The organism is Variovorax sp. AC103 (genome assembly GCF_979254005.1).
Window position 1 is genome coordinate 19784 of record NZ_CEEDFC010000033.1, and the last position, 20305, is coordinate 40088.

At 69.1% G+C, this 20305-nt stretch carries 9 protein-coding genes; 2 read left to right on the forward strand and 7 right to left on the reverse strand.

The window, feature by feature from the left end:
• Nucleotides 1-27: 27 nt before the first annotated feature.
• Both AC0IYU_RS32325 and AC0IYU_RS32330 read right to left on the reverse strand, forming a co-directional pair.
• Entirely contained in the window at nucleotides 28-10077 is a 10050-nt protein-coding gene (locus tag AC0IYU_RS32325; protein WP_472125766.1) for a two-partner secretion domain-containing protein, read from the reverse strand.
• A 10-nt stretch (nucleotides 10078-10087) separates the two neighbouring features.
• The gene (locus tag AC0IYU_RS32330) at nucleotides 10088-11830 is read right to left on the reverse strand and encodes a ShlB/FhaC/HecB family hemolysin secretion/activation protein (RefSeq protein WP_472125768.1); all 1743 of its coding nucleotides are present in this window, start codon (nucleotides 11828-11830) and stop codon (nucleotides 10088-10090) included.
• Between the two features lie 347 nt (nucleotides 11831-12177).
• Here AC0IYU_RS32330 and AC0IYU_RS32335 point away from each other — a divergent pair, with 347 nt between their 5' ends.
• Nucleotides 12178-13020 (forward strand): dienelactone hydrolase family protein, encoded by an 843-nt coding sequence (locus AC0IYU_RS32335; RefSeq protein WP_472125771.1) that lies wholly within the window; start codon nucleotides 12178-12180, stop codon nucleotides 13018-13020.
• Nucleotides 13021-13066: 46 nt separating this feature from the next.
• On the opposite strand, the gene AC0IYU_RS32340 is transcribed toward AC0IYU_RS32335, so the two are convergent.
• A complete protein-coding gene (locus AC0IYU_RS32340) occupies nucleotides 13067-14293 on the reverse strand; it encodes a PQQ-dependent sugar dehydrogenase (RefSeq protein ID WP_472125774.1) in 1227 nt (408 codons plus the stop codon).
• A gap of 153 nt (nucleotides 14294-14446) precedes the next feature.
• On the opposite strand from AC0IYU_RS32340, the gene AC0IYU_RS32345 reads away from it, so the two are divergent.
• The gene (locus tag AC0IYU_RS32345) at nucleotides 14447-15358 is read left to right on the forward strand and encodes an SMP-30/gluconolactonase/LRE family protein (protein ID WP_472125776.1); all 912 of its coding nucleotides are present in this window, start codon (nucleotides 14447-14449) and stop codon (nucleotides 15356-15358) included.
• On the opposite strand, the gene AC0IYU_RS32350 is transcribed toward AC0IYU_RS32345, so the two are convergent.
• The 4 genes from AC0IYU_RS32350 to AC0IYU_RS32365 form a co-directional block, all read right to left on the reverse strand.
• Entirely contained in the window at nucleotides 15355-16077 is a 723-nt protein-coding gene (locus AC0IYU_RS32350; RefSeq protein ID WP_435440441.1) for an ABC transporter ATP-binding protein, read from the reverse strand. The genes AC0IYU_RS32345 and AC0IYU_RS32350 overlap by 4 nt on opposite strands.
• 49 nt (nucleotides 16078-16126) lie before the next feature.
• On the reverse strand, nucleotides 16127-18052 hold the full coding sequence (locus AC0IYU_RS32355) for a branched-chain amino acid ABC transporter ATP-binding protein/permease (RefSeq protein ID WP_472125779.1): 1926 nt from the start codon (nucleotides 18050-18052) through the stop codon (nucleotides 16127-16129).
• A gap of 34 nt (nucleotides 18053-18086) precedes the next feature.
• A complete protein-coding gene (locus AC0IYU_RS32360; protein ID WP_435440440.1) occupies nucleotides 18087-18962 on the reverse strand; it encodes a branched-chain amino acid ABC transporter permease in 876 nt (291 codons plus the stop codon).
• Between the two features lie 83 nt (nucleotides 18963-19045).
• Nucleotides 19046-20275, reverse strand: coding sequence for an ABC transporter substrate-binding protein (locus tag AC0IYU_RS32365; protein WP_472125782.1), 1230 nt, complete (start codon nucleotides 20273-20275; stop codon nucleotides 19046-19048).
• Between the last annotated feature and the right edge of the window lie 30 nt (nucleotides 20276-20305).

Sequence of the window (20305 nt, forward strand, 5' to 3'; positions counted from 1 at the left end):
CGTTCGGCGCAGGCCGCCCGTGCACTTCTACTTGACCGACATCGTCAACGGCGTGTGTGCGACAGACCCGTTCGACTGCGGCACGTTCACGATCACCTGGATGTCGCCCTTGAAGCCCGCAGGCGGCGTGCCCGTGACCTTGCCGGTCTTCGCGTCGAAGCTGAGCCACGACGGCAGCGGCTTGCCATCGGTCATGGTGGCCGTGGCGCGCGTGCCCTTGGGCAGCTGGCTCGGCAGCGGCACCTGGGCGGTCACGTTCGCCGCCCCGCTCCGGGTGTTGGAGACGACCGTCATCGCGCCCAGGTTGGTCTGCTGCCTGCTCTTGTCGTTCTGCACGTCGACGTTGAAGGTGCCGGAGCCGTTGCCGCCGGTGAGTTGCTGGTTGGTGATGGTCTTCTCCGTCTCGGGCGGCAGGGGGGCGCCGGCCACGGGGGGCGTCGAGGCCGCCGGTGCGCCGGCGGGCGCGGGTGCCGCAGACGCGGTGCTGGCAGCGGTCGCGGCGGGCTTGGGCGCCGGGACCGGCGTGGTTGCCGGCGTTGTGGCTGGCGTGGTCGGCGTGGTCGGCTTGGTCGTCGTGGCCGTCGTTGTCGTCGTGGTAGCTGGCGTTGCCACCGGTGCTGCCGGTGCCGCCGGTGCTGCCGTACCGCCGTCGGTCTTCGGCCGCGTGCCCTTCTTCTCCGTGTCCTCGCTCGCGCCGGCCGCGGCGAACTGCGCGCCGAAGGCAAAGCCCTTGGTCGTGCTGACCGCGTCCTTCATGACGACATTGCCGCCAGCCTCCACCGACGTCGGTGCCACCCCGCTGGCCTGCGTACCCGTCATCGTGGTGTCGCCGCCCGAGCTGAAGCCGACCTTGCCGCCCTTGCTGTCGAAGGTGGCGCCAGTGGCGGTGTCGCTCTTGGACATCTCCACGCCGCCCGAGGCCGACGCGCCGCCGCCGACGCCCTGGGCGCCGCCGCCGACCGTGGCCGCCACCGACACCTGGACCGCGCTGCTGTCGGTCTTGCCGCTCGCGGCCTGGATGTCCAGGTTGCCGCCGGCCGCCACCTTGATGTCGCCGCCCGCGGTCACCTGCGTGCCGACCAGCGTGGTGTCGCCGCCGGATTTCAGCGTCACGCCCTGGCCGCTGGCGATGGCGGCAACCCGGTCGCGCCGGCCCGAGGTGTTCGACTGCCCGTAGTCGAGGCTGGCGCTCGCGCTGACCTGGTCGGCGCCGGCGGTCGCGGAAGCCGTTGCGCCGGCGGAACGGGTGCCGGTCTCGAAGGTGTCGCGCGCGGCATCGATCTTCAGTGCCCCGCCCGCGGCGATGTTCACCGGTCCCGAGGCCGAGATCGTCGTGCCTTCCATGCGCGTGTCGTTGCGCGTCACGATGTTGACGCCGCCCGTGCCCGCCTGGATGCTGCCTGCCACTGCCGTGTTGGTCTTGGCGCCCGACTGGTTGTAGTTGCCGTAACCGCTCGCGGTGCCGGTCGAGTTCACGAGGTCGACGCTGAACGCGCCGCCGGCGCCGGCGGCCATGCTGTCGTTGCGGGTGGCATTGCTGGCAGCCTTGAAGTCGAGCGAGCCGGCCTCGATGTTCACGCCCTTGCCCGCCTCGATCTTCGTGCCTTCGAACACGGTCTCGTTGTTCGACTTGCTGTTGACGCTGCCGCCGACCTGGATGGTGCCCCGGCGCGCGGTGCTGCTCGACGAAGCGTCGTTCGCCGTGCCCACATCGAGCGTCATCGTGATGCCCGCGCCGGCCATGGCACCCGCGCCCAGTCCGGAATTGCCCTTGCTCACCTGGTTGGCGGAGCCGGTGTCCGACGGCGCTGCGCCCGGCGCCGCCGGCGCGGCGGCGGGGGCGGCCGCGGCTGCGGTGGCGCCGGCGCCGGTTGCGGCGGTCGGCACTGCGCCCGTACCGGCGGTGCCGGCAGTCCCTGCAGTCCCGGTGGTTCCGGCTGTCCCGGCACCCGTACCGGGAACGGTCGTGCCCGGCTTGACCGTGGGTTTGGCCGGCGTATTCGCATCGGGGTCCAGCTTGGTCGTCGCCTGGCCCTTTTGCTCCGCGCGGCCCTGGGCCTGCGCGTTCGCGCTCGACTCGGCGTAGAAGCCGGTCTTGGTCTCGAAGGTCGTGCTGCCGGCGCTGCTGCTGTGCGTGTCCCGGGCGGCGCTGCTCAGGATCTTGTCGGCCGACTGGTTCAGGTCGCCCTTCACCAGGATGTCGGTCCCGACGTCGGCGATGGTGTCGCGCGCGGTGCGCATCAGGTTGCCGCCCGCTTCGATCTTCGACACGCTGGCCCGGGTGTCCGTCGTCGCGCTGTTCGACAGCACGATGTTGGTGTACGAGCCGACCTCGCCGTGCACACCCGCGGCGGCCGTCGATCCCACGGCCGTGCCGGCGCCGGTCGCCGCGCTGGTCTGCGTGTCGGCGCTGCCGCCGGCGCTGGCGTAGAAGCCGCTGGCGGTCTGCATGCTGTCGACCTTCGTCTCGCGCACGTCCTCGGCCGCCCGGGTGATGAGGTTGCCGGCCTTCAGCACCATGTCGCCGCCGGAGGCCACGCGCGAGCCTTCCACCGTCATCGTGTCGTTGACCTTGGCCTGCAGGCCCTTGCCCGCCGTGAGGTTCGAGCCGACGTGCACGACCTCGCGCGTCTTCGTGTCGACGATGGACTGCTCCATGTAGCTCACGCGGTTGTCGGTCGACGCGCCCAGGTTGGCGTCTGTACTCGCGTTGCCGCCCGGCATGCCCTGGCCCGATGCCGAGGCGTTCGCCGTGGCGCCGCCCGAGCCCTGGTTGCCGGTGCTGCTCATGAGCCCGACGTTGCTGGTGTTGACGTTGGTGTGCGAGCTTCGGGTGTCCTGCCCGGCCAGCACGTCGAGCCGGTTCGCGTTGACGACGAGGTTGCCGTCCGACGCCACGTTGGAGCCCTTGAGCGTCACCGTGCCGCTGGCGTCGATCTGCCCGTTGCCGCCGATGTGGATCACCGAGGCGAGGTTGCGCGTGTCGCTGGTGTCCGTGACCTTGATCTCGTGCGAGACCGCCGCCACGCCGGCCGAGGCATTGGCGCCGCCGCCGGCACCCGCACCCGCGTTGGCCTGCGCGGCGCCCTTGCCGGCGCCGGCTGCGGCCACCGTGCCCGCATCGGTGCTGGTGCCGGTCGAAGGCCCGCCGACGCTGCCGCCGGCCTGGTTGGAGCCGACGATCTTGCCGATGCCGGTGGTCACGTCGCGCCGGTGCGATGTATCGCTGTTGGTGCCGGCCAGCACGTTGACGTTGGTGCCCGCCACGTAGCCGTCCTTGGCGATGGCCAGCACCGAGCCCTGCAGCGTCACGTCGCGGCCGGCCACCACAGCGCCGTCGCCGCCGACTTCCATGCTGCCGCCGTTGTTGCGGGTCGAGGTGTTGTTGATGGTCGTCTTCTGCACGCCGAAGGCAGCGCCACCCACGCCGATGCCCGAGCGCTTCCTGCTGATGTCGGTGGTCGTGGTGTTGTCCCGCGAGACGATGTCGACGTTGTTGCCGGCCTGCAGCACGGCATTGCCGGCCACCTTCGCCTGGCTGCCCGCGATCGTGATGTCGCGGCCCGCGGCCATCGCAAGATCGCCGCCCACCTCCAGCTGCGATCCGACCTGCTTCACGGTGGTGACGGTGGTGGTCTTCTTGCTGGAACCGAAGATGCTCGACGAGCGCTTGACCGTGGTGTTGCTGCTCTTGTCCTGGATGGTGTCGAAGGCGATGTTGCCGCCGGCCGCCAGCACCGCGTCGCCGCCGGCCGAGACCTTGGCGCCGGTCACCAGAATGTCGCGCTTGGCGCTCAGCACCAGTGAATCGGTGGCCTCGATGGTGGCGGTCTTGCCGATCTGCGTGCTGCTGTTCTTCGCATTGCCGCTGGTCACCGCCGTGGTGCGGTTGACGATGTTGCCGGCCGTCGAGGCCAGCGCCACGTTCGCGGCCTTGATGGTGCCCGACACGTTCTGGATGTCGCCCACCGCGACCACCTTCAGCGTGTTCGACGCAACGATGGTGCCGCCGGTGTTGGTGAGCGCGGTGAGGTTCAGGTTGGCGTCCTTCACCGAGATCACGCTGCCCTGGAGCACGCTGTTCTTCGTCGCGGCCGACAGGTACACCACGGGCGCGAGCACGACCTTGCCGCTGATCTCGGTCGCCACCATCCACACCATGTCGTGCTTGAGCGATGCCTGCTGCTCCGGCGTGAGGGCCACGCCGTAGGTGAGCTTCAGGTCGGTGCTCTGCTGGGCGGCGCTGTCCATCAGGCCCTGCATCTGGGCGCCGGCGTTCTGGTAGCCGTCGAGCACGTCCTCGCCGGTGCGCGCGATCAGCTGCTGCTTGACCAGGAAGGCCTCGTAGCTCGCGTCGCCCAGGCGCAGCACGGTCTGGTCGGGGCTGAAGCCGAGCAGGCCTGCGAGGTAGTCGGAGCCGAGCGTCGTGGGCGCGACCTGGAACAGCGGGTTGCTCTGCACCAGGTAGCGCGCATCCGGATCCCGCGCGATCACGAAGAAGCCGTTGGGGTTGGTCGGCAGCGTGATGCGGATGCCCCCGAACGAGGTGCCCGAGACACCGTTGGCCGCGTTGGCGGCCAGCGTGCCGGCCGTCACCGGCCGGATGGTGGCGGTGCCGCCGGCGGCCACGGTGCCGGAGGCGGGCGCGCGGCCGCTGGCGGTGCTCGCGCCGCCGGTGGGGGCGGCGGCCTGGCCGGTGGCAACGGTGCCGCCGCTCACCGAGGTGGACGAGCCGGTGCCCACGGCGACCGCGGTCGTCGTGGGCGCCTGCTTGGTGGTCACCGCATTCGCCGGGCCGGCCGTCATCGCCTTCAGGTTCTGCGCGGTCGGCGCGGGCGTGCTCAGGCCGTTGTTGATGAGCTCGAAGCCGCTGCCGGTGAGGGTGTCGGCGTAGACACCGCCGCCCACGGCGATGCCGCTCGGGGGCGTGGCCGGCAGTATCCGGCCGTTGAACATGGCCTCTTCCTTCGTGGCCCAGGCTTTCGTCCCCGGGAAGGCACAAAGCGTCAGGCATCCGGAGAACCATTGTCCGTTGGACTGGTAGTAGTAGGTCGAGCCGTTCGAAGCGGCGGGCAACGCGAGCGCGTCATTGGTGAATGCCGCCGCCGCGCCCTGGCCCGTCAGGCTCAGGTTGTTGGCCGACAGCACCGCCCCGAGGTTGAAGAACTTGTTGAACCGCGCCACGACCGAGCCCGCGGTGATCTGCGCCTTGATGCCCGGCGTCGTCGCATAGCCCGGCGCCGACGACCACACCGTCCGATAGACGGCCGGCAGCACGTTGGGTTGGGAGATGAGCACCTCCTGGCCGTAGGTCAGGTTGGTCTGCCGCGTGTCACCGCCCAGCACCTCGTTGCGGATCGTCGTGGCCGTTAGGCTGACGGTGCCCGGCGTGCTGATGGTGCTGTTGTTGACGATGGTCTTCGCGCTCAGCGCGATGCCGGTGCCCGCGTCCATCGTGCCCAGGTACTGGGTCGTCGTGGCCGCGTTGGTGATCGTGCCGGCGGCGGCCTGGCCGTAGAGCGTGCCGCCCGCATACAGGGCGCCCTGGTTCAGCAGGTTGCCCGTGGTGGCGTTGACGGTCAGGTCGCCCAGCGCCGCGATGCCGCCGGTGCTGGTGTTCGTGATCGAGGTTCCGCTCAGGCTGAAATTGCTGGCCGAGAAGATCAGCCCGATGTTGTTGAAGCCGCCCGGGCCGGTCACGGACAGGCCGCTGTAGTTCAGCGCGCCGGTCTCCAGGCTGCCCATCGAGGCCATGATCCGGCTCGTGCTGTCCGCCTGCGTCAGCGTTTCGGTGCTGATGCCCATCGCGCCGCTGGTCTGCAGCACGGCGCCCTTGCCGAGCGTGAGGCTGTGCAGGCTGAAGTCCATCGCATTGGCGGCCAGTTGCTGGCCGTCGCCGAGCAGGAGGTTCGCGCCGACGAGCTTGAAGGTGCCCGCGGCGTAGAGCTTTCCTTCGGGTGTGTAGTCGAAAAAGTCGCCACCGGCGCGGGTGACGATCGACAGATCGCCCTCGCTCACGATGCTGCCGTTGCCGTGCACGCCGGCGACGCCGACACGCAGCCCCAGGTCGCCGGCCGATTGCAGCGTGCCGCTGTTGTCGATGCGCGCGCCCGAGAGTTCCGCGTAGCCGGAAGGCGCCGTGCCGAATGTGATCGTGCCGGAGTTGGTGATGTTGCCGACCGCGAACACGCTGCCCGATGCCGAACTGCCGTTCTGGATCGTGCCTTCGTTCTGCAGTGTGTTGCGCGACTCGAGATCCAGCCGGTCGCCCAGCATCAGGCTGGCGGCGCCGCTGTTGCGCATGCCGCCCAGCGAGTCGGCCTTGAGCGTGCCGCCGGCCTGCAGGGTGCCGGCATTGACGAAGCTGTCCGCCGCGCCGGTGTCGGCATTGGCGCTGAGGGTCAGGTTGCCGCCCGCGACGATCGTCGCGTTGCCGGCCGGGTCGCCCGCGCGCTGCGCGTTCTCGACCGTGCCCACGCCGAAGGCGGCATGGCCCACGGTCTGGATGTCGCGCGTGTTGGTCAGCGCGCCGGTGAGCGTGACGTAGGAGTACGAGCTCGCGTCCCTGGAGCCGAGCAGCCACACGCCGTCGTTGCGCAGGCTCGCGCCGGTGATCGTGGTGCCCCTGGCCGACTCGATGCGCCCGCCGGCCGCATTGCCCAGCGCCGCGCCCTGCAGGGTCAGGGTGTTGTCGCTGTAGATGGCGCCGCTGTTGTCCAGCGACTCGCTGGCGGTGCCGGCGCGGTCGGCAATGTCGACCAGCTGCTTGCCGTAGATGGTGCCGCTGTTGGCGATGGTGCCGTTCACGCGCAGCGTGACGCCGCCGTCCCGCGCGTTGACGGTGCCCTGGTTGACCAGCCCGTTGGGCTCGAAGGCCGTGCCGCTGGAGCTCAGCGCCACGCTGTTGCCGGCGATCGAGGCGCCCACGCCGTTCCTCAGGCTGCCGCTGCTCGCCAGGCTCAGCGCCTGGCCGGCCTGGATCGTGGCGCCGGCCTGGTTGTCGATCGCGCCGGCGGGTGCGTTGACGCTCAGCTTGCCGACGGCGGAGACCGTGCCGCTGTTCGTCAGGTTGCCGCTCATGCCGAGGTTGCGCTCGCTCTGCAGCGTGCCGCTGTTGTTCGTGTTCGCGCCGATGGCCAGCGCGTCGTCGACGGCGCCTGCCTGTGTGGACAGCAGCCAGGTGCCGGCGTTGTCGACGAAGTTGCCTGTCACCGTGCTGCCGTCGGTGGCCTGGATCCAGGCCTTGCCGGCATTGGTCACGCTGTTGCTGGCAATCGTCATGCGGCCGCCGGCCAGCAGGCTGCCGGTGCCAGCGTTCAGGAGCTGGTTCGCCGCGCCCGCGCCTGAACCGGCGATGGCGAGGTCTTGCGCAGCGCTGACCGTGCCTTCGTTCTGCACGGTGTTCTGGCTGCGCAGCGTGACGTTTCCTGTGTTGGCCGCGAGGGTGCCGCCGTTGTAGAGCGTGTCCCGGGTCTCGAGCGCGACGGCGCCCTGGTCGCTCACGATGTTGCCCCGGTTGGTGAGCGCGCGCGCCTGCGCGCCCAGGTCCTGCTGCGCCGCGAGGTCGCCGTTGTTGACAAGCGTGTCGCCCGCGTCGAGCGAGAGCCGGCCCGCGCGCGCCGCGACCACGCCGTCGTTGGCAAGCGTGCCGGTGCTGGCCAGCGCCACGTTGCCGTTCGTGCTGACGAGGTTGCCGCTCGCCGTGTTGGCGATGCTGCCCGCCCGCGCGCCCAGATTCAGCGCGGCCGTGACGAAGCTGTTGTTGGTCAGCGCGCCGGTCGCATCGAGCTGCACCGCGCCGTTGGTGGCGACGATCTCGCCGTCGTTGGCGAGCGCGCCGGTCGAGCCGAGGGCGACGGTGCCGCTGTCGCTGACCACATAGCCGGTGGCGGTGTTGACCAGGCCGCCGGCCTGCACCGTCAACGCCTGCTTCGCGGCAAGGTTGCCGCTGTTGGTGAGCAGGCCGCCGGCCGTGAGCGTCGCGCCGCCCGTCTCGGCCAGCACGGTGCCGGCGTTGTCGAGCGTCTTGGCGGTGGTGAGGATCACCGCGCCCTGGCCGCTGCCGATGTCGGCGCCGGCCCGGTTCGCGATGCTGTCGGCCTGGACACGGGCGGTCTGCGCGGCGCCCACGTAGCCGCTGTTGTCGAGCGTGCCGGCGAGCGTCATGCCCAGCGACCCGGCCACGGCATAGATTGCACCCGCGCCGCGGTTCGTCACGTCCGTCGCGGCGACGCTGTTGTCGCCCGCCGTGGCCTGCAGGTAGCCGCTGTTGTCGATGCTGCCTGCCTGAATGCCGAGGCCGGCGCCCCCGATGACCTTGGCGCTGTTGTCCAGCAGGCCGACGGCCAGGGTCTGCGTGCCGCCGGACTGCATCACGTTGCTGTTGGTCAGCGTCGACGCCTGCGCATTCAGCGCCTGGCCGGCGAGCATGAGGCCGGTGTTGTCGACGCTCTGGCTTGCGCCGCCCGAGGCATCGGCCAGCGAGAGATCGCGGCCGGCATGGAGCGTGCCGCTGTTGGTGAGGGCGATGCCGGCGCGCACCGCGAGGCTGCCCGCGTCGGCGGTGACGATGCCCGCGTTGTCGAGGACCCGGCCCGCGTTGATGGCGATGTCGCCGCTGATGCTTTCCACGCCGCCATTGCTGCTGGCCGCGATCCGCGTCGCGCCGGCGCTGTCGAGCCGGATGCCGTTGGTGGCCACGATGGCGGCAGTGCCCAGGCCGAGGTCGCCCACCGTCGCGCGCGCGGCCAGCGCGTTGCCGGCCTGCAGCACCACGCCGTCGCCCAGCGCGACGGTGCCCGCGCCCGCGTCGAGGTTGTTGCCGGCCTGGACACTGCTGCGCGTGAGCAGCGCGTTGCCCAGTCCGCCGGAGACGATCGCATCGCGCGTCGCGCCGAGTCGGCTGTCGCTGAGCGCCAGCGTGAGCGCGCGCGGGTCGGTGGCCGCGGTGGTCACGCGCAGGTCCTGGCCGGCGACGAGCTGGCTGCTGTCGATGGCGATCGCCCCTTGCTCGGCCGCGACCGCAATGTCGCGGTTGGCCGTGAGGCTGCCACCCGACAGCGCGATCGTCGACGCGGCCGCCCCGGTGGCGGCGATCGCGATGTCGCGCTGCGCCGAGATGCGATTCACCAGTTCGATGCGGCCCGCCGCCGTGAGCGTGAAGTCGTCGGCCGTGGCCGCCGCTTCGCCCAGCATGCGCACGCCGACACCGGCTTCGGTGGCGTCGATGCGGATGCGGTTGGCGTACATGCCGCCCAGCGCGGTGCTGTCGATGGCGTAGCTGCCGGCGCCGCCCGCAGCGCCCGCGTTGCCGGTGACGGCACGGCTGGCGTAGTCCCATTGGTTGGTGCCGGCAGTGATGCCCAGGTCGCCGGTGCGCACCGCGCCATCGATGCGCACCGTGCGTGCCACCAGGTCGAGGATCTGCTGCGCCGTCGCGTTGAGCCCGCCTCCGTTGACGAGGATGTCGCCTTGCTGGACCGAGAAGCCGCGCAGGCTGCCGTCCGCGTTGAGCGTCGGCAGCCCGGTGGTGAGCGTCACGCGGTCGGTGTTGAGGAAGCCGCAGCCCGAGCAGGTGATGCCGTAGGGATTGGCCAGCACCACGTCGGCGCGGCCGCCGAGCACTTCGGTGAAGCCGGCGAGCGTGCTGCGGTTGTTCGAGGTCACCTCGTTGAGGATGATGCGCGCCGCCGCGCCGAGGTTCGGGTTGGCCGCCACCTGCCCGTTGGCCAGCACCGAGGCCCAGGCAGCCTGCGCCGCGTTGCCGTTGTTGAGCACCAGGCCGGCGGCGTTGACGTTGAAGCTCTGGTACTGGTTGTGCGAGAGCCCGGCCGCATTGGCCGCGTTGATGTTGACCACGGTCGCGCCGTTGGGCGCGAGAAAGGCGCGCAATGCGCCGCCCGCGGGCACGGCCGAGGGCTGCGCCTGTGCGTGGGCGAGCGCCGGCAGCAGCAGGCCGGCGGCGGCGGCGCTCAGCATCGCGGTGCTCGCGCTCTTTCCCTTGCCGCGGGCAGTCTCGCAGGCCGCTGTCCACAGGCCCAGGCCTGCATTCCAGACAACGCGATAGATGTGATTCATGGCAAGCACCTCAGAGGGAATAGGAAAGACGCAAGCCGACTTGCGTGGACTCGCGGCGCATGCCGGTGGGCAACCGGATGGCGCGCGAGACGAACAGGTCCACGCTCGCGCCCGCCGCCTGCAACGACACACCGACGGTCGCGCCCGACATCGAGCCCGAGGGCACGCCCGCGGCGCGATTGCTCACGCGCCCCACGTCCAGGCCGATGTAGCCGCGTCCCACCACCGGCACGTCGCCGACTTTCTGCGCGAAGGGCACGCCGAGTTCGTTGCGCCACAGCACGCCGTTGTCGCCGCTCAGCGTGTTGACGAGCGAACCGCGCACGCTGCCCGGACCGCCGATCAGGAATTGCTGCGAGCCATAGAGCGTGTCGAAAGCCCGCTGGGCGCTGAACTGGCTGGACCAGGCGAAGGTGGTATCGGCCAGCTTGAAGCGGCGGTCGAAGCCCAGGTCGACATTGAGCTTGTCGAACTGCGCATGCGGCTGGTCGCGCGCCAGGCCCGCGGGGTCGTGCAGTGCGCCCAGGCCCTTCAGGCCATGCGCCCAGGCCAGGCGGCCATTCAGCACGCCGCCGCCCAGCGCGACAAAGCCGCTCAGGCTCAGGTCCGACATGGCGAGCTTGCGGCTGGCGACTCCCAACAGCTCGCCGCCGACGTAGCTGGTCGTGTCCTGTGTGCCGATGCGCGCGCTCGCACTGAGGCGGCTGCCGGCATTGCGCAACAGCACCCTGTCGACCGTCAGGCCGACAGTGTCGGTGCGGCCCTCGGCGAGCAGGGTGTTGCCGCTGGCTTGCGTGATGCGGTTGCCGTAGCTGGTGCGACTCAGGTCGGCGCCGACGTTCCAGTAGCCCCACGGCACCGACAGCAGCAGGGCCGTGGCCCTGGAGCGGTGGTCCGCGTCGTGAGGCACCGAGTTGCGCTGCGTGATCGCAATGAGTTCGTTCAGGCCGAGCAGGCTGTCCAGGCTCAACGTGCCCGTCAGGCTGTCGCGGCCGGTGGCCGGCGTGCCCAGGTTGTCAGCCGACAGGAACAGTCGAGCCGGCAAACGCGAGGGGTTGCGCACGACGACGACGCTTTCGCCAGGCTGCTGGCCGGGGCGCACATCGAGCGTGGCGCTGTTCGAGCCGAGGCGGTTGAGTTGATCGGTGCCCTGTTCGAGATCGCGAAGGTTCAGCAGTTCGCCGGGCGCCGCCGGAAAGGCGCCGGACAGCGAAACGCCGCCCGGACGCGTGGCGTCCAGCTCGTATTTCTCGATCCGCCCCTCCACCACGCGGATCGTCAGCGTCCCTGTGCGCAGGTCCTGCGCCGGCAGGTACGCGCGGCTGGTGATCAGGCCCTGGTCGATGTAGCTCTTGGTGATGAGGGCGAGAATGTTCTCGAGCTTCTTGGAGTCGAGACACTGGCCGGCATGGTCGGTGTCGATCTGCTGGCGCAGCGCCGCGGGAAGTTGCGTTGCACCTTCGATCGCGATGCGCTGAATGTCGCGGCAGCCGCCGAGATCGGGCACGGTGGTGCGCGGCGCCTCGGTCTGCGGCTCTGTGTTCGGACGCGCCGGCACGGCATTGCGGGCCCGGTCCTGTTCTTCGCGCAGACGGTCCTCGAGCTGGCGTTGCACGGTGTCGTTCTGCCGGAGCACTGCGGGTGGGACGCCCTGCGCCAAGGCTGCGGGCGCGGTCAGCGTGCAGACCAGTGCGGCAAGGCCGATGGCAGATGCGCGGGGGAACCCCGTCGCCGATGGCTGCGGCTTCTTCATGAGCGTCTCACAGATGAATCGAGAGCCCACTTGCAAAGGCGGACAACCAGCGCACGGGCGTGCGGGGTCGGTGGACTGCTTAGCGATAAGTTCTAAATTGTGAGAATTTGTTGACAGCGTGTATGTCGCTATCCATAGCTACACCGGACGGCAGGCATTTGCGTCGTCCGCCGTCCGCGAGCGTTCGGCCGTGGACGTTCCTGGCGTTATCAGATCTGCCGCCGCTTTGGGGCTCCCTGAATGCCTTTCAGGCGCCGGGCGTCAGGGGAAAACCTGCCTGCTTGCTAGCAGCCCCGATTCATGGCAAAAGCTGACGTTTGACGTCAATCAAATAAGGTAAACCCATCGTGTGTGATCTGAACGACCAGGAAGAGCTCAAGAAGTACACCCGCCGCGACTTCGGTGCCTTGGCCGCATCCGCCGGCCTGCTGACCGCGTTGCCCAGCGTGGCCAACGCGGTGGCCGTGGCCGAGCGCGAGGTGATCATCACCACCGCAGATGGCAGCTGCGACGCATACTTTGTCGCGCCCACATCGGGCCCGGCACCCGGCGTGCTGGTATGGCCCGACATCTTCGGCCTTCGCCCTGCTTTCAGGCAGATGGGTCGGCGGCTGGCCGAGTCGGGGTACAGCGTGCTGGTGGTGAACCCCTTCTACAGGCAGAAGAAAGCGCCCACCGCGGCGCAGGGCGGCCAGACGCCCATCGCCGAGGTGATGCCGCTGATGCAGGCCCTCACGCCGGCCATGCACCTGAGCGACGGCAAAGCCTTCGTGGCCTGGCTCGATGCCCAACGCGAGGTGGACAAGGCGCGCAAGCTGGGCACGACCGGCTATTGCATGGGCGGCCCGATCGCGGTGCGCACTGCCTCCGTGGCGCCCGGCCGCGTGGGCGCGGTCGGAACCTTCCACGGCGCCGCCATGGTGACCGCGGCGCCCGACAGCCCCCATCGCCTGGTGGCCCAGACGCAGGCGCGCTACCTGATTGCAGTGGCCGAGAACGACGACACCAAAGACCCCGAAGCCAAGGTCACGCTTCGCGCGGCGTTCGACGCCGCGAAGCTGCCAGCCGAGGTGGAGGTGTACCCGGCGGCCCACGGCTGGTGCCCGCCCGACACACAGGTCTACAACGCGGCCCAATCCGAACGCGCCTGGACGCGCCTGCTGGCCACATTCGGCACGGCGCTGGCCTGATCGCGGCAAGCCCACCCACAAGGTGGGCTTGACGACCTCGACGTGACTACTTCGGCGTGAGCCGATACAAGCCGCCCTCGTGGTCGTCCTCGATCAACCACAGCGCGCCGTCCGGCGCCTGCTCGACGTCGCGAACGCGAAAGCCCACCGTCCAGTGCTCTGCCGGCGTCGCGGTCGCGCCGCGCACCTCGATCCGGTGCAGGGCACGGCTGGCGAGACCGGGCGCGAACGCCGAGCCCTTCCACTGCGGAAACATCGCGCCGCTGTAGAACATCAGGTTGCCGGGCGCGAGGACAGGCGTCCAGTAGATTGCCGGCTTGGCCAGGTCGGGGCGCGTGTCGGGGCTTGCAATGGGCACGCCGTCGTAGTTCACCGCATAGGAGACGAGCGGCCAACCGTAGTTCTTGCCCGGCTCGATCAGGTTGAGTTCGTCGCCGCCGCGCGGCCCATGCTCGAGCTCCCAAAGGCGGCCATCGGGCGCGAACGCGAGGCCGTAGGGCGTGCGATGGCCCGAGGTCCACGTTTCGGACGGCGTCAGGTTCGGGCCGTCGAAAACATGGGTGCGCACCACAGGCGCGGTTTTGGCGGCCTCCGTGTCTCTTGGCGGATCGATCACCGGCACTGACCGTGCGCCGGTCTTGCCCTCCATCGGGTTGCCGGGTGCGGGCTTGCCGTCCAGGGTCAGCCGCAGGATCTTGCCGGCCGGTTGGTTCGGGTCTTGGGCGGGGCTGAAGCGCTGCCGGTCGCCGGCCGTGAGGAAGAGAAATTTCTGGTCCGGCGAAAAGGCCACGGCCGCGCCGACCTGGCCCCCCTTGCCCTTGATCGGGTCGTGCCAGACGACCTTCAGGTCCTCGAGCGAGGCGGTGCCGGCGCCAATCCTGAGCGTCGCGCGGGCGAGCGCCAGGCTCGAGGTGCCCGGGTCCTGCCCGGGCTCCGAATAGGTCAGGTAGATCGCCCCGTCGCTCGAATAAGACGGGGCCAGGTACACGCCGAGCAGGCCGTTCTGGCCCTGGGACAGCACCGGCGGCACGCCAGCGACTTCGAGCTTCTGCCCGGACGGGGTCGTGAGGTAGAGCCTGCCGGTCTTCTCGGTGACGAGCATGCGTCCGTCCGGCAGGAAGGCGATGCGCCATGGCAGATCGAACTGCGCGACCTTCGTGAGCTTGAACGGCGGCGATGGGGTGGGGGGCAGCGTTCCGGCGTTGATCTGCGCAACCACGGGCGCTGCACCGAGGAGCAGCCCAGGGATGAGTCCGAATTTCGGGAATTGCATGCTTCGCTCTTCAGTGGGTAGTCCGAGGAGTATCTGGCGACCTGGAAAGCAGTGCCGAGCACCGGGCCATCGCGCAGGAGGGGCAAATCCCGAGCGAGCCTGGGCGCAGCGGATGTAGATTGGTTGGCAAACACAACCAAGGAGACATCGTCGATGACCGCGCTCACCCCTTCTGCCCCTTCTGCCCCGTTTGCCACACTGGTTTCCGGCTACAGCTATTTCGAGGCGCCCCGTTGGCATGAAGGCCGGCTGTGGGTGTCCGACTTCTACACGCACCAGGTCATCGCCGTCGGCCTGGACGGCCAGGTCGAGAAAATCGCCGACGTGCCGCAACAGCCCTCGGGCCTGGGCTGGCTGCCCGACGGACGCCTGCTGATCGTGTCCATGCGCGATCGCAAGCTGCTGCGACGCGAGGCCGACGGCAGGCTGGCCGTTCACGCCGACCTGTCGGAGGTCGCGGGCGGCCACGTCAACGACATGGCGGTGGACGCGCAAGGCCGCGCCTACGTCGGCAACTTCGGCTTCGACCTGATGGGCGGTGCGCCGGTGCAGACGGCGCAGCTGGCCCGCGTCGACCCCGACGGCCGCGTGACCGTGGTCGCCAAGGACATGCACTTCGCCAACGGCGCGATGTGCACGCCGGACGGCAAGACGCTGCTCGTGAACGAAACCTTCGGCAACAGGATTTCGGCCTTCGACATCCAGCCCGACGGCATGCTGGGGCCGCGCCGCGACTGGGCCACGTTCGGCGCCCTGCCGGACGGGCACGACCTCGAATCGATCATCCCGCAGCTGAAGGTGGCACCCGACGGCGCCGCGCTCGATGCGCAGGGTGCCGCCTGGATCGCCGACGCGGTGGGCCACCGCGTGCTGCGCGTGGCCGAAGGCGGGCGTGTGCTGCAGGAAATATCGACCGGCGAGATGGGCGTCTTTGCCTGCGCGCTGGGCGGTGCGGAGGGCAGGACGCTGTTCCTGTGCGTGGCGCCCGACTTCCTGGAGCACATGAGAAAAGACGCCCGCGAGGCCGCCATCTGGCACACGCAGGTCAGCGTGCCGGGCGCCTAATGCCCGCCGCCCAGGTAGGCGGCCTTGACGGCCGGGTCGCTGCGCAGCTTCTCGGCCGGTCCATGCAGTGAGATGCGCCCGTTCTCCAGCACATAGCCGTAGTCGGCCACGCCGAGCGCGGCGGCGGCGAACTGTTCCACCAGCAGCATCGTCACGCCCTCGCTCTTGAGCCGCTCGATGATGCGGAACACCTCGGCCACCAGGATCGGCGCCAGGCCCATCGACGGTTCGTCGAGCAGCACCACCTCGGGGTTCAGCATCACGGCGCGCGCCATGGCGAGCATCTGCTGCTCGCCGCCCGACAGCGTTCCGGCCAACTGCGTGCGGCGCTCCTTCAGGCGCGGAAAGAGTTCGAGCGCGCGCTCCAGGTCGCCCGCCACGTCGCCGCGCGGGCGGCTGCCGGTCAGGCGCGGGAAGGCGCCCAGCGTGAGGTTGTCGGTGACGGTCATGGTCGCGAACACGCGCCGTCCCTCGGGCGAATGCGCCAGGCCCAGCTTGGCGATGTGGTACGACTCCAGGCCCTCGATGCGCTTGCCGTTGAGCGTGATCTCGCCGGCGGTGGGCGCGATCATTCCGGAGACGGCCCGCATGGTGGTGGTCTTGCCGGCGCCGTTGGAGCCTATGAGCGTCACGACCTTGCCCTTGGGCACGTCGATCGAGATGCCGTGCAGCACCTGCACCTTGCCGTAGCCCGCAAAGAGATTCTGAATGCTCAGCATGATGGGTTTCCTGCGCTTGCGCTTGCTGCACGTGTGATTTCGGCGCGTGTCATGCGGTGCCGCCCAGGTAGGCCTCGATCACCTTCTCGTCGGCCTGCACGCGGGCTGGCTCCCCCTCGGCGATCTTCTGCCCGAAGTCGAGCACCGAGACGGTGTCGCACATGCTCATCACCACGTCCATGTGGTGCTCGATCAGGATCACGGTCACGCCGTGCTCGCGGATCTTGCGGATGATGGCGAGCAGCTCCTTGATGTCGGGCGCGGTCAGCCCGGCGGCCGGCTCGTCGAGCAGCAGCAGCTGCGGATCGAGCGCCAGCGCACGCGCGATCTCCAGCAGGCGCTGCTTGCCGTAGGGCAGGTTGCGCGCCTCCTCGGTGGCGAGCGCCTCGAGGCCGACGAACTTCAGAAGCCCCAGCCCGCGCTGCACAGCGGCCGCGCTCTCGCGCCGGTAGCGCGGCGTGTGCACCGCCACGTCGAGCAGGTTGCTCGCAAAGCTGTGGTGCAGGCCGACCTGCACGTTCTGCAGCGCGGTCATTTCGCCGAACAGCTGCACGTTCTGGAAGGTGCGCGCAATGCCCGACAGCGCGATGTCGGCCGAGGTGCGCCCGACCAGCGAACGGCCGCCGAAGGAGATGGCGCCGGCCGTGGGCACGTAGATGCCGGTCAGCACGTTCATCATGGTGCTCTTGCCGGAGCCGTTGGGTCCGATCAGGCCGTGGATGGTGCCGCGCTTGATGCGCAGGTCGACGTTGTTGAGCGCTTTCAGGCCGCCGAACTGCATCAGCACGCCGGAGGCCTCGAGCACGTCTTCGGTGCCGCCGGCATGGGCGGCGATGGACACCGCGTCGGCCGGTGCCGCAACGACGTCGGCTGCCGCGAGCGATGCCACCGGCCGGCGCATGTTGAAGGCCTTGCGCACGAAGCCGACGATGCCGTCCTGCAGGTAGTACACGACGAACAGCATGATCACGCCGAAGATCGACAGCCGCCAGTCGGTCATGGCGTCGAGCCAGAAGGCCAGGCCCGCCAGCGCGATGCTGCCGACCACGGGAATGGCCATCTGCACGGGGGAGGCGCGCTGCCGCCGGACCGCGACCACCGCGGAGACCAGCACCAGCACGGCCAGCGCCACCGACACGTAGCGAAACAGCACCACGTCGTCCAGCAGCTTGGGCAGCAGCACGATGATGGTGGCGCCGAGCATGGCCCCGATGCGGCTCTTGCGTCCCCCCATGATCACCGCCAGCAGGAACAGCACGGTGAGCTCGAAGTTGTAGGAGTTGGGCGAGATGTACTGCTCGGAGTAGGCATAGAGGCAGCCCGCGAGCCCGGCGAAGCCGGCGCTGATGACGAAGGCGTAGACCTTGTAGCGATAGACCGACACGCCCATGCAGTCGGAGGCCACCGGGCTGCCGCGCAGCGCCTCGAAGGCACGCCCCAGGTGCGAACGCAGGATGCGGTGCACCACCACCAGCGCCAGCACCATCAGCACCGCCACCACCCAGTAGTACTCGCGGTCGTCGAGCTTGTGGCCGAACAGCGCGGGCTTCTCGAGCTTGATGCCCATCGGGCCGTTGGTCAGGAAATCCATCTCGTTGATGAGGATCTGGATGATGGTGCCGAAGGCCAGCGTGACCATGGCGAGGTAAGGCCCCGACACGCGCAGCGCCGGCAAGGCCAGCAGCGCGCCGAAGCCGGCCGTGACCAGGATGGCCACCGGCACCGTGATCCAGAACGGCATCGCAAGCTTGAACACGAGCACGCCGGCGGCATAGGCGCCCAGGCCGAACAGCCCGGCATGCCCCAGCGAGACCTGGCCGGTGTAGCCCACCACGATGTCGAGCCCGAACAGCAGGATCGCGTAGATCATGATGGTCTCGAGCAGGTGGATGTAGTACGGGTTGTCGATGCCGATCGGGAACAGCAGCAGCGCAGCCACGCCGGTGACCGCAAGAAGCAGATGGCTGGTTTTCATTTTTTCGGAATTCATGGCGAGGCGCTTGTGTTGCTCAGACCTTCTTGATGGCGGCCTTGCCGAACAGCCCCGAGGGGCGCACGGCGAGCACGATCAGCAGCAGCACCAGCCCGGGCACGTCCTTGTAGCCGGTGCTCAGGTAGAAGCCGGTGGTGGTCTCGGCAATGCCGAGAATGATCCCGCCCACCACGATGCCCATGCCGCTGGTGAGCCCGCCGATGATGGCGACCGCGAAGGCCTTCAGGCCGAGCACCGCGCCCATCGAGGCGCCGGTCAGGGTGAGCGGCGCGATCAGCACGCCGGCGAAGGCCGCCGTCATGGACGACAACGCATACGAGAAGGTGATGACCAGGCCGGTGTTGATGCCCATGAGCTTGGCGGCGTCGCGGTCGTTGAAGGTCGCGACCACGGCCTTGCCGTAGATCGAGCGGCGGTTGAACAGCTCCACCGCCAGCATCATGAGCAGCGCGCCGATGACCACCAGGATTTCCATCGGCAGCACGTTGGCGCCCAGGAAGTGCAGCGGCGACTCGGGCAGCGGCGACGGAAACTTCAGGTCGTCGCGCCCCCACACGTTCTCCGCCACGTTGGTGAAGATGATGCCCAGCGCGATGGTGGACATGATCCAGCCGAACTCGGACTTGATCTTGATGGCCGGGCGCACCGCGATGCGCTCCACCACCGTGCCCTGGAAGGCGCCGAACAGGCACACCAGCGGAATCATCAGCCAGTAGTTCAGCCCCATGTTCACCAGCGTGAGGCCGACCATGGCCCCGAGCATCAGGGCGTTGCCCTGGCCGAAGTTCAGGGTGTCCGACGTGGCGAAGGTGAGCTGGTAGCCGAACGCGATGACGGCATAGATCATGCCCAGCGCAATGCCGCTGAAGATGAGTTGGGTGAGGATTTGCATGGCGGCTCGAGGAAAGCGATGGACCAAAAAATGCGCCGCCGCGGGAACAGGCCCCGGGGCGGCGCCGGCGCTCGCGCCGGTGCTTACTTCTTCAGCAGGGCGTCGTTGGCCGCCACGTCCTTCATGCGCACGGTGCCGGCGCTCTTCTGGTCGTCGGCGCTGGCAAAGACCACGCGGCCGCCCTTGACCTCGCCGAACACTGGAATGTTGGCGGTGATGGCGTCGTGATCGGTCTTGGTGAAGGGCTTGTTGTAGGTGGTCACCACGCCTTCGACCGGCGCCTGCAGGTCTTCGAGCGCCGCCTTGATCTTCGGGCCGTCGGTGCTGCCGGCCTGCTTGATCGCGGCGGCCAGCAGGTAGATGGAGTCGTAGCCCTGCGCCGCCGACACCGGCGAATCCATGCGGTTGTTCTTGGGCTTGAACTTGGCAAGGAAGGCTTCGATGAAGGCCTTGCGCTTGGGCGTGGTCGGCTCCTGGATGAAGGTCTGCGGCATGCGCGCACCGTCGCCGCCGGGGCCGGCGTTGTCGATGAAGTTGGCCATGGCCAGCGTCCAGCTGCCGATGATCGGCACCTTCCAGCCCAGCTTGGTCATGCCGTTGGCGATCTGGGCCAGCTCGGGGCCGATGCCGTAGGTGAGCACGGCCTCGGCGCCGGCTTCCTTCGACTTGAGCAGCTGGGCAGTCATGTCGACGTCCTTGATGTTGAACTTCTCGACCGCCACGGGCGTGATGCCCTTGTTCTTGAGCGCGCGCTCCAGATCTTCGCGGCCGAGCTGGCCGTAGTTGGTGGAGTCGGCCAGGATCGCGACCTTCTTGTAGCCGCGGCGCACGATGGCTTCTTCCACGATCATCGGCGCCTGGATGCTGTCGTGCGCGGCGTTGCGAAAGACGTAGTTCTCGGGGTCCTTGTCGAACTGGTGCGTGATGACCGAGCCGGTGGCCACGTTGTTGAGCACCGGAATCTTCGCGTCCTGGAAGAAGCGCTGCGAGGCCAGCGCCACGCCGGTGTTGATGTAGCCCACGGCCGCCACCACCTTTTCCTTGTTGACGAATTCCTGGGCGATCTGCACGCCGCGTTCGTTCTTGGCTTCGTCGTCGCGTTCGATCAGCTGGATCTGGCGGCCCAGCACACCGCCGGCCTTGTTGATTTCCTCCGCGGCCAGGCGCACGCCGTCGCGCATGCTCACGCCCATCGAGGACGAGCCGCCGGTGTAGGGGCCGTCCACGCCGATCTTGATCGGATCGGCCGCGAAGGCGGCGGCCGAAAGGGCGAGAGCGCTGCTCAGGGCCAGCAGCTTGAATCGGAATTGCATGGAAAGGTCTCCAACGGTGTTGTGAAAGTC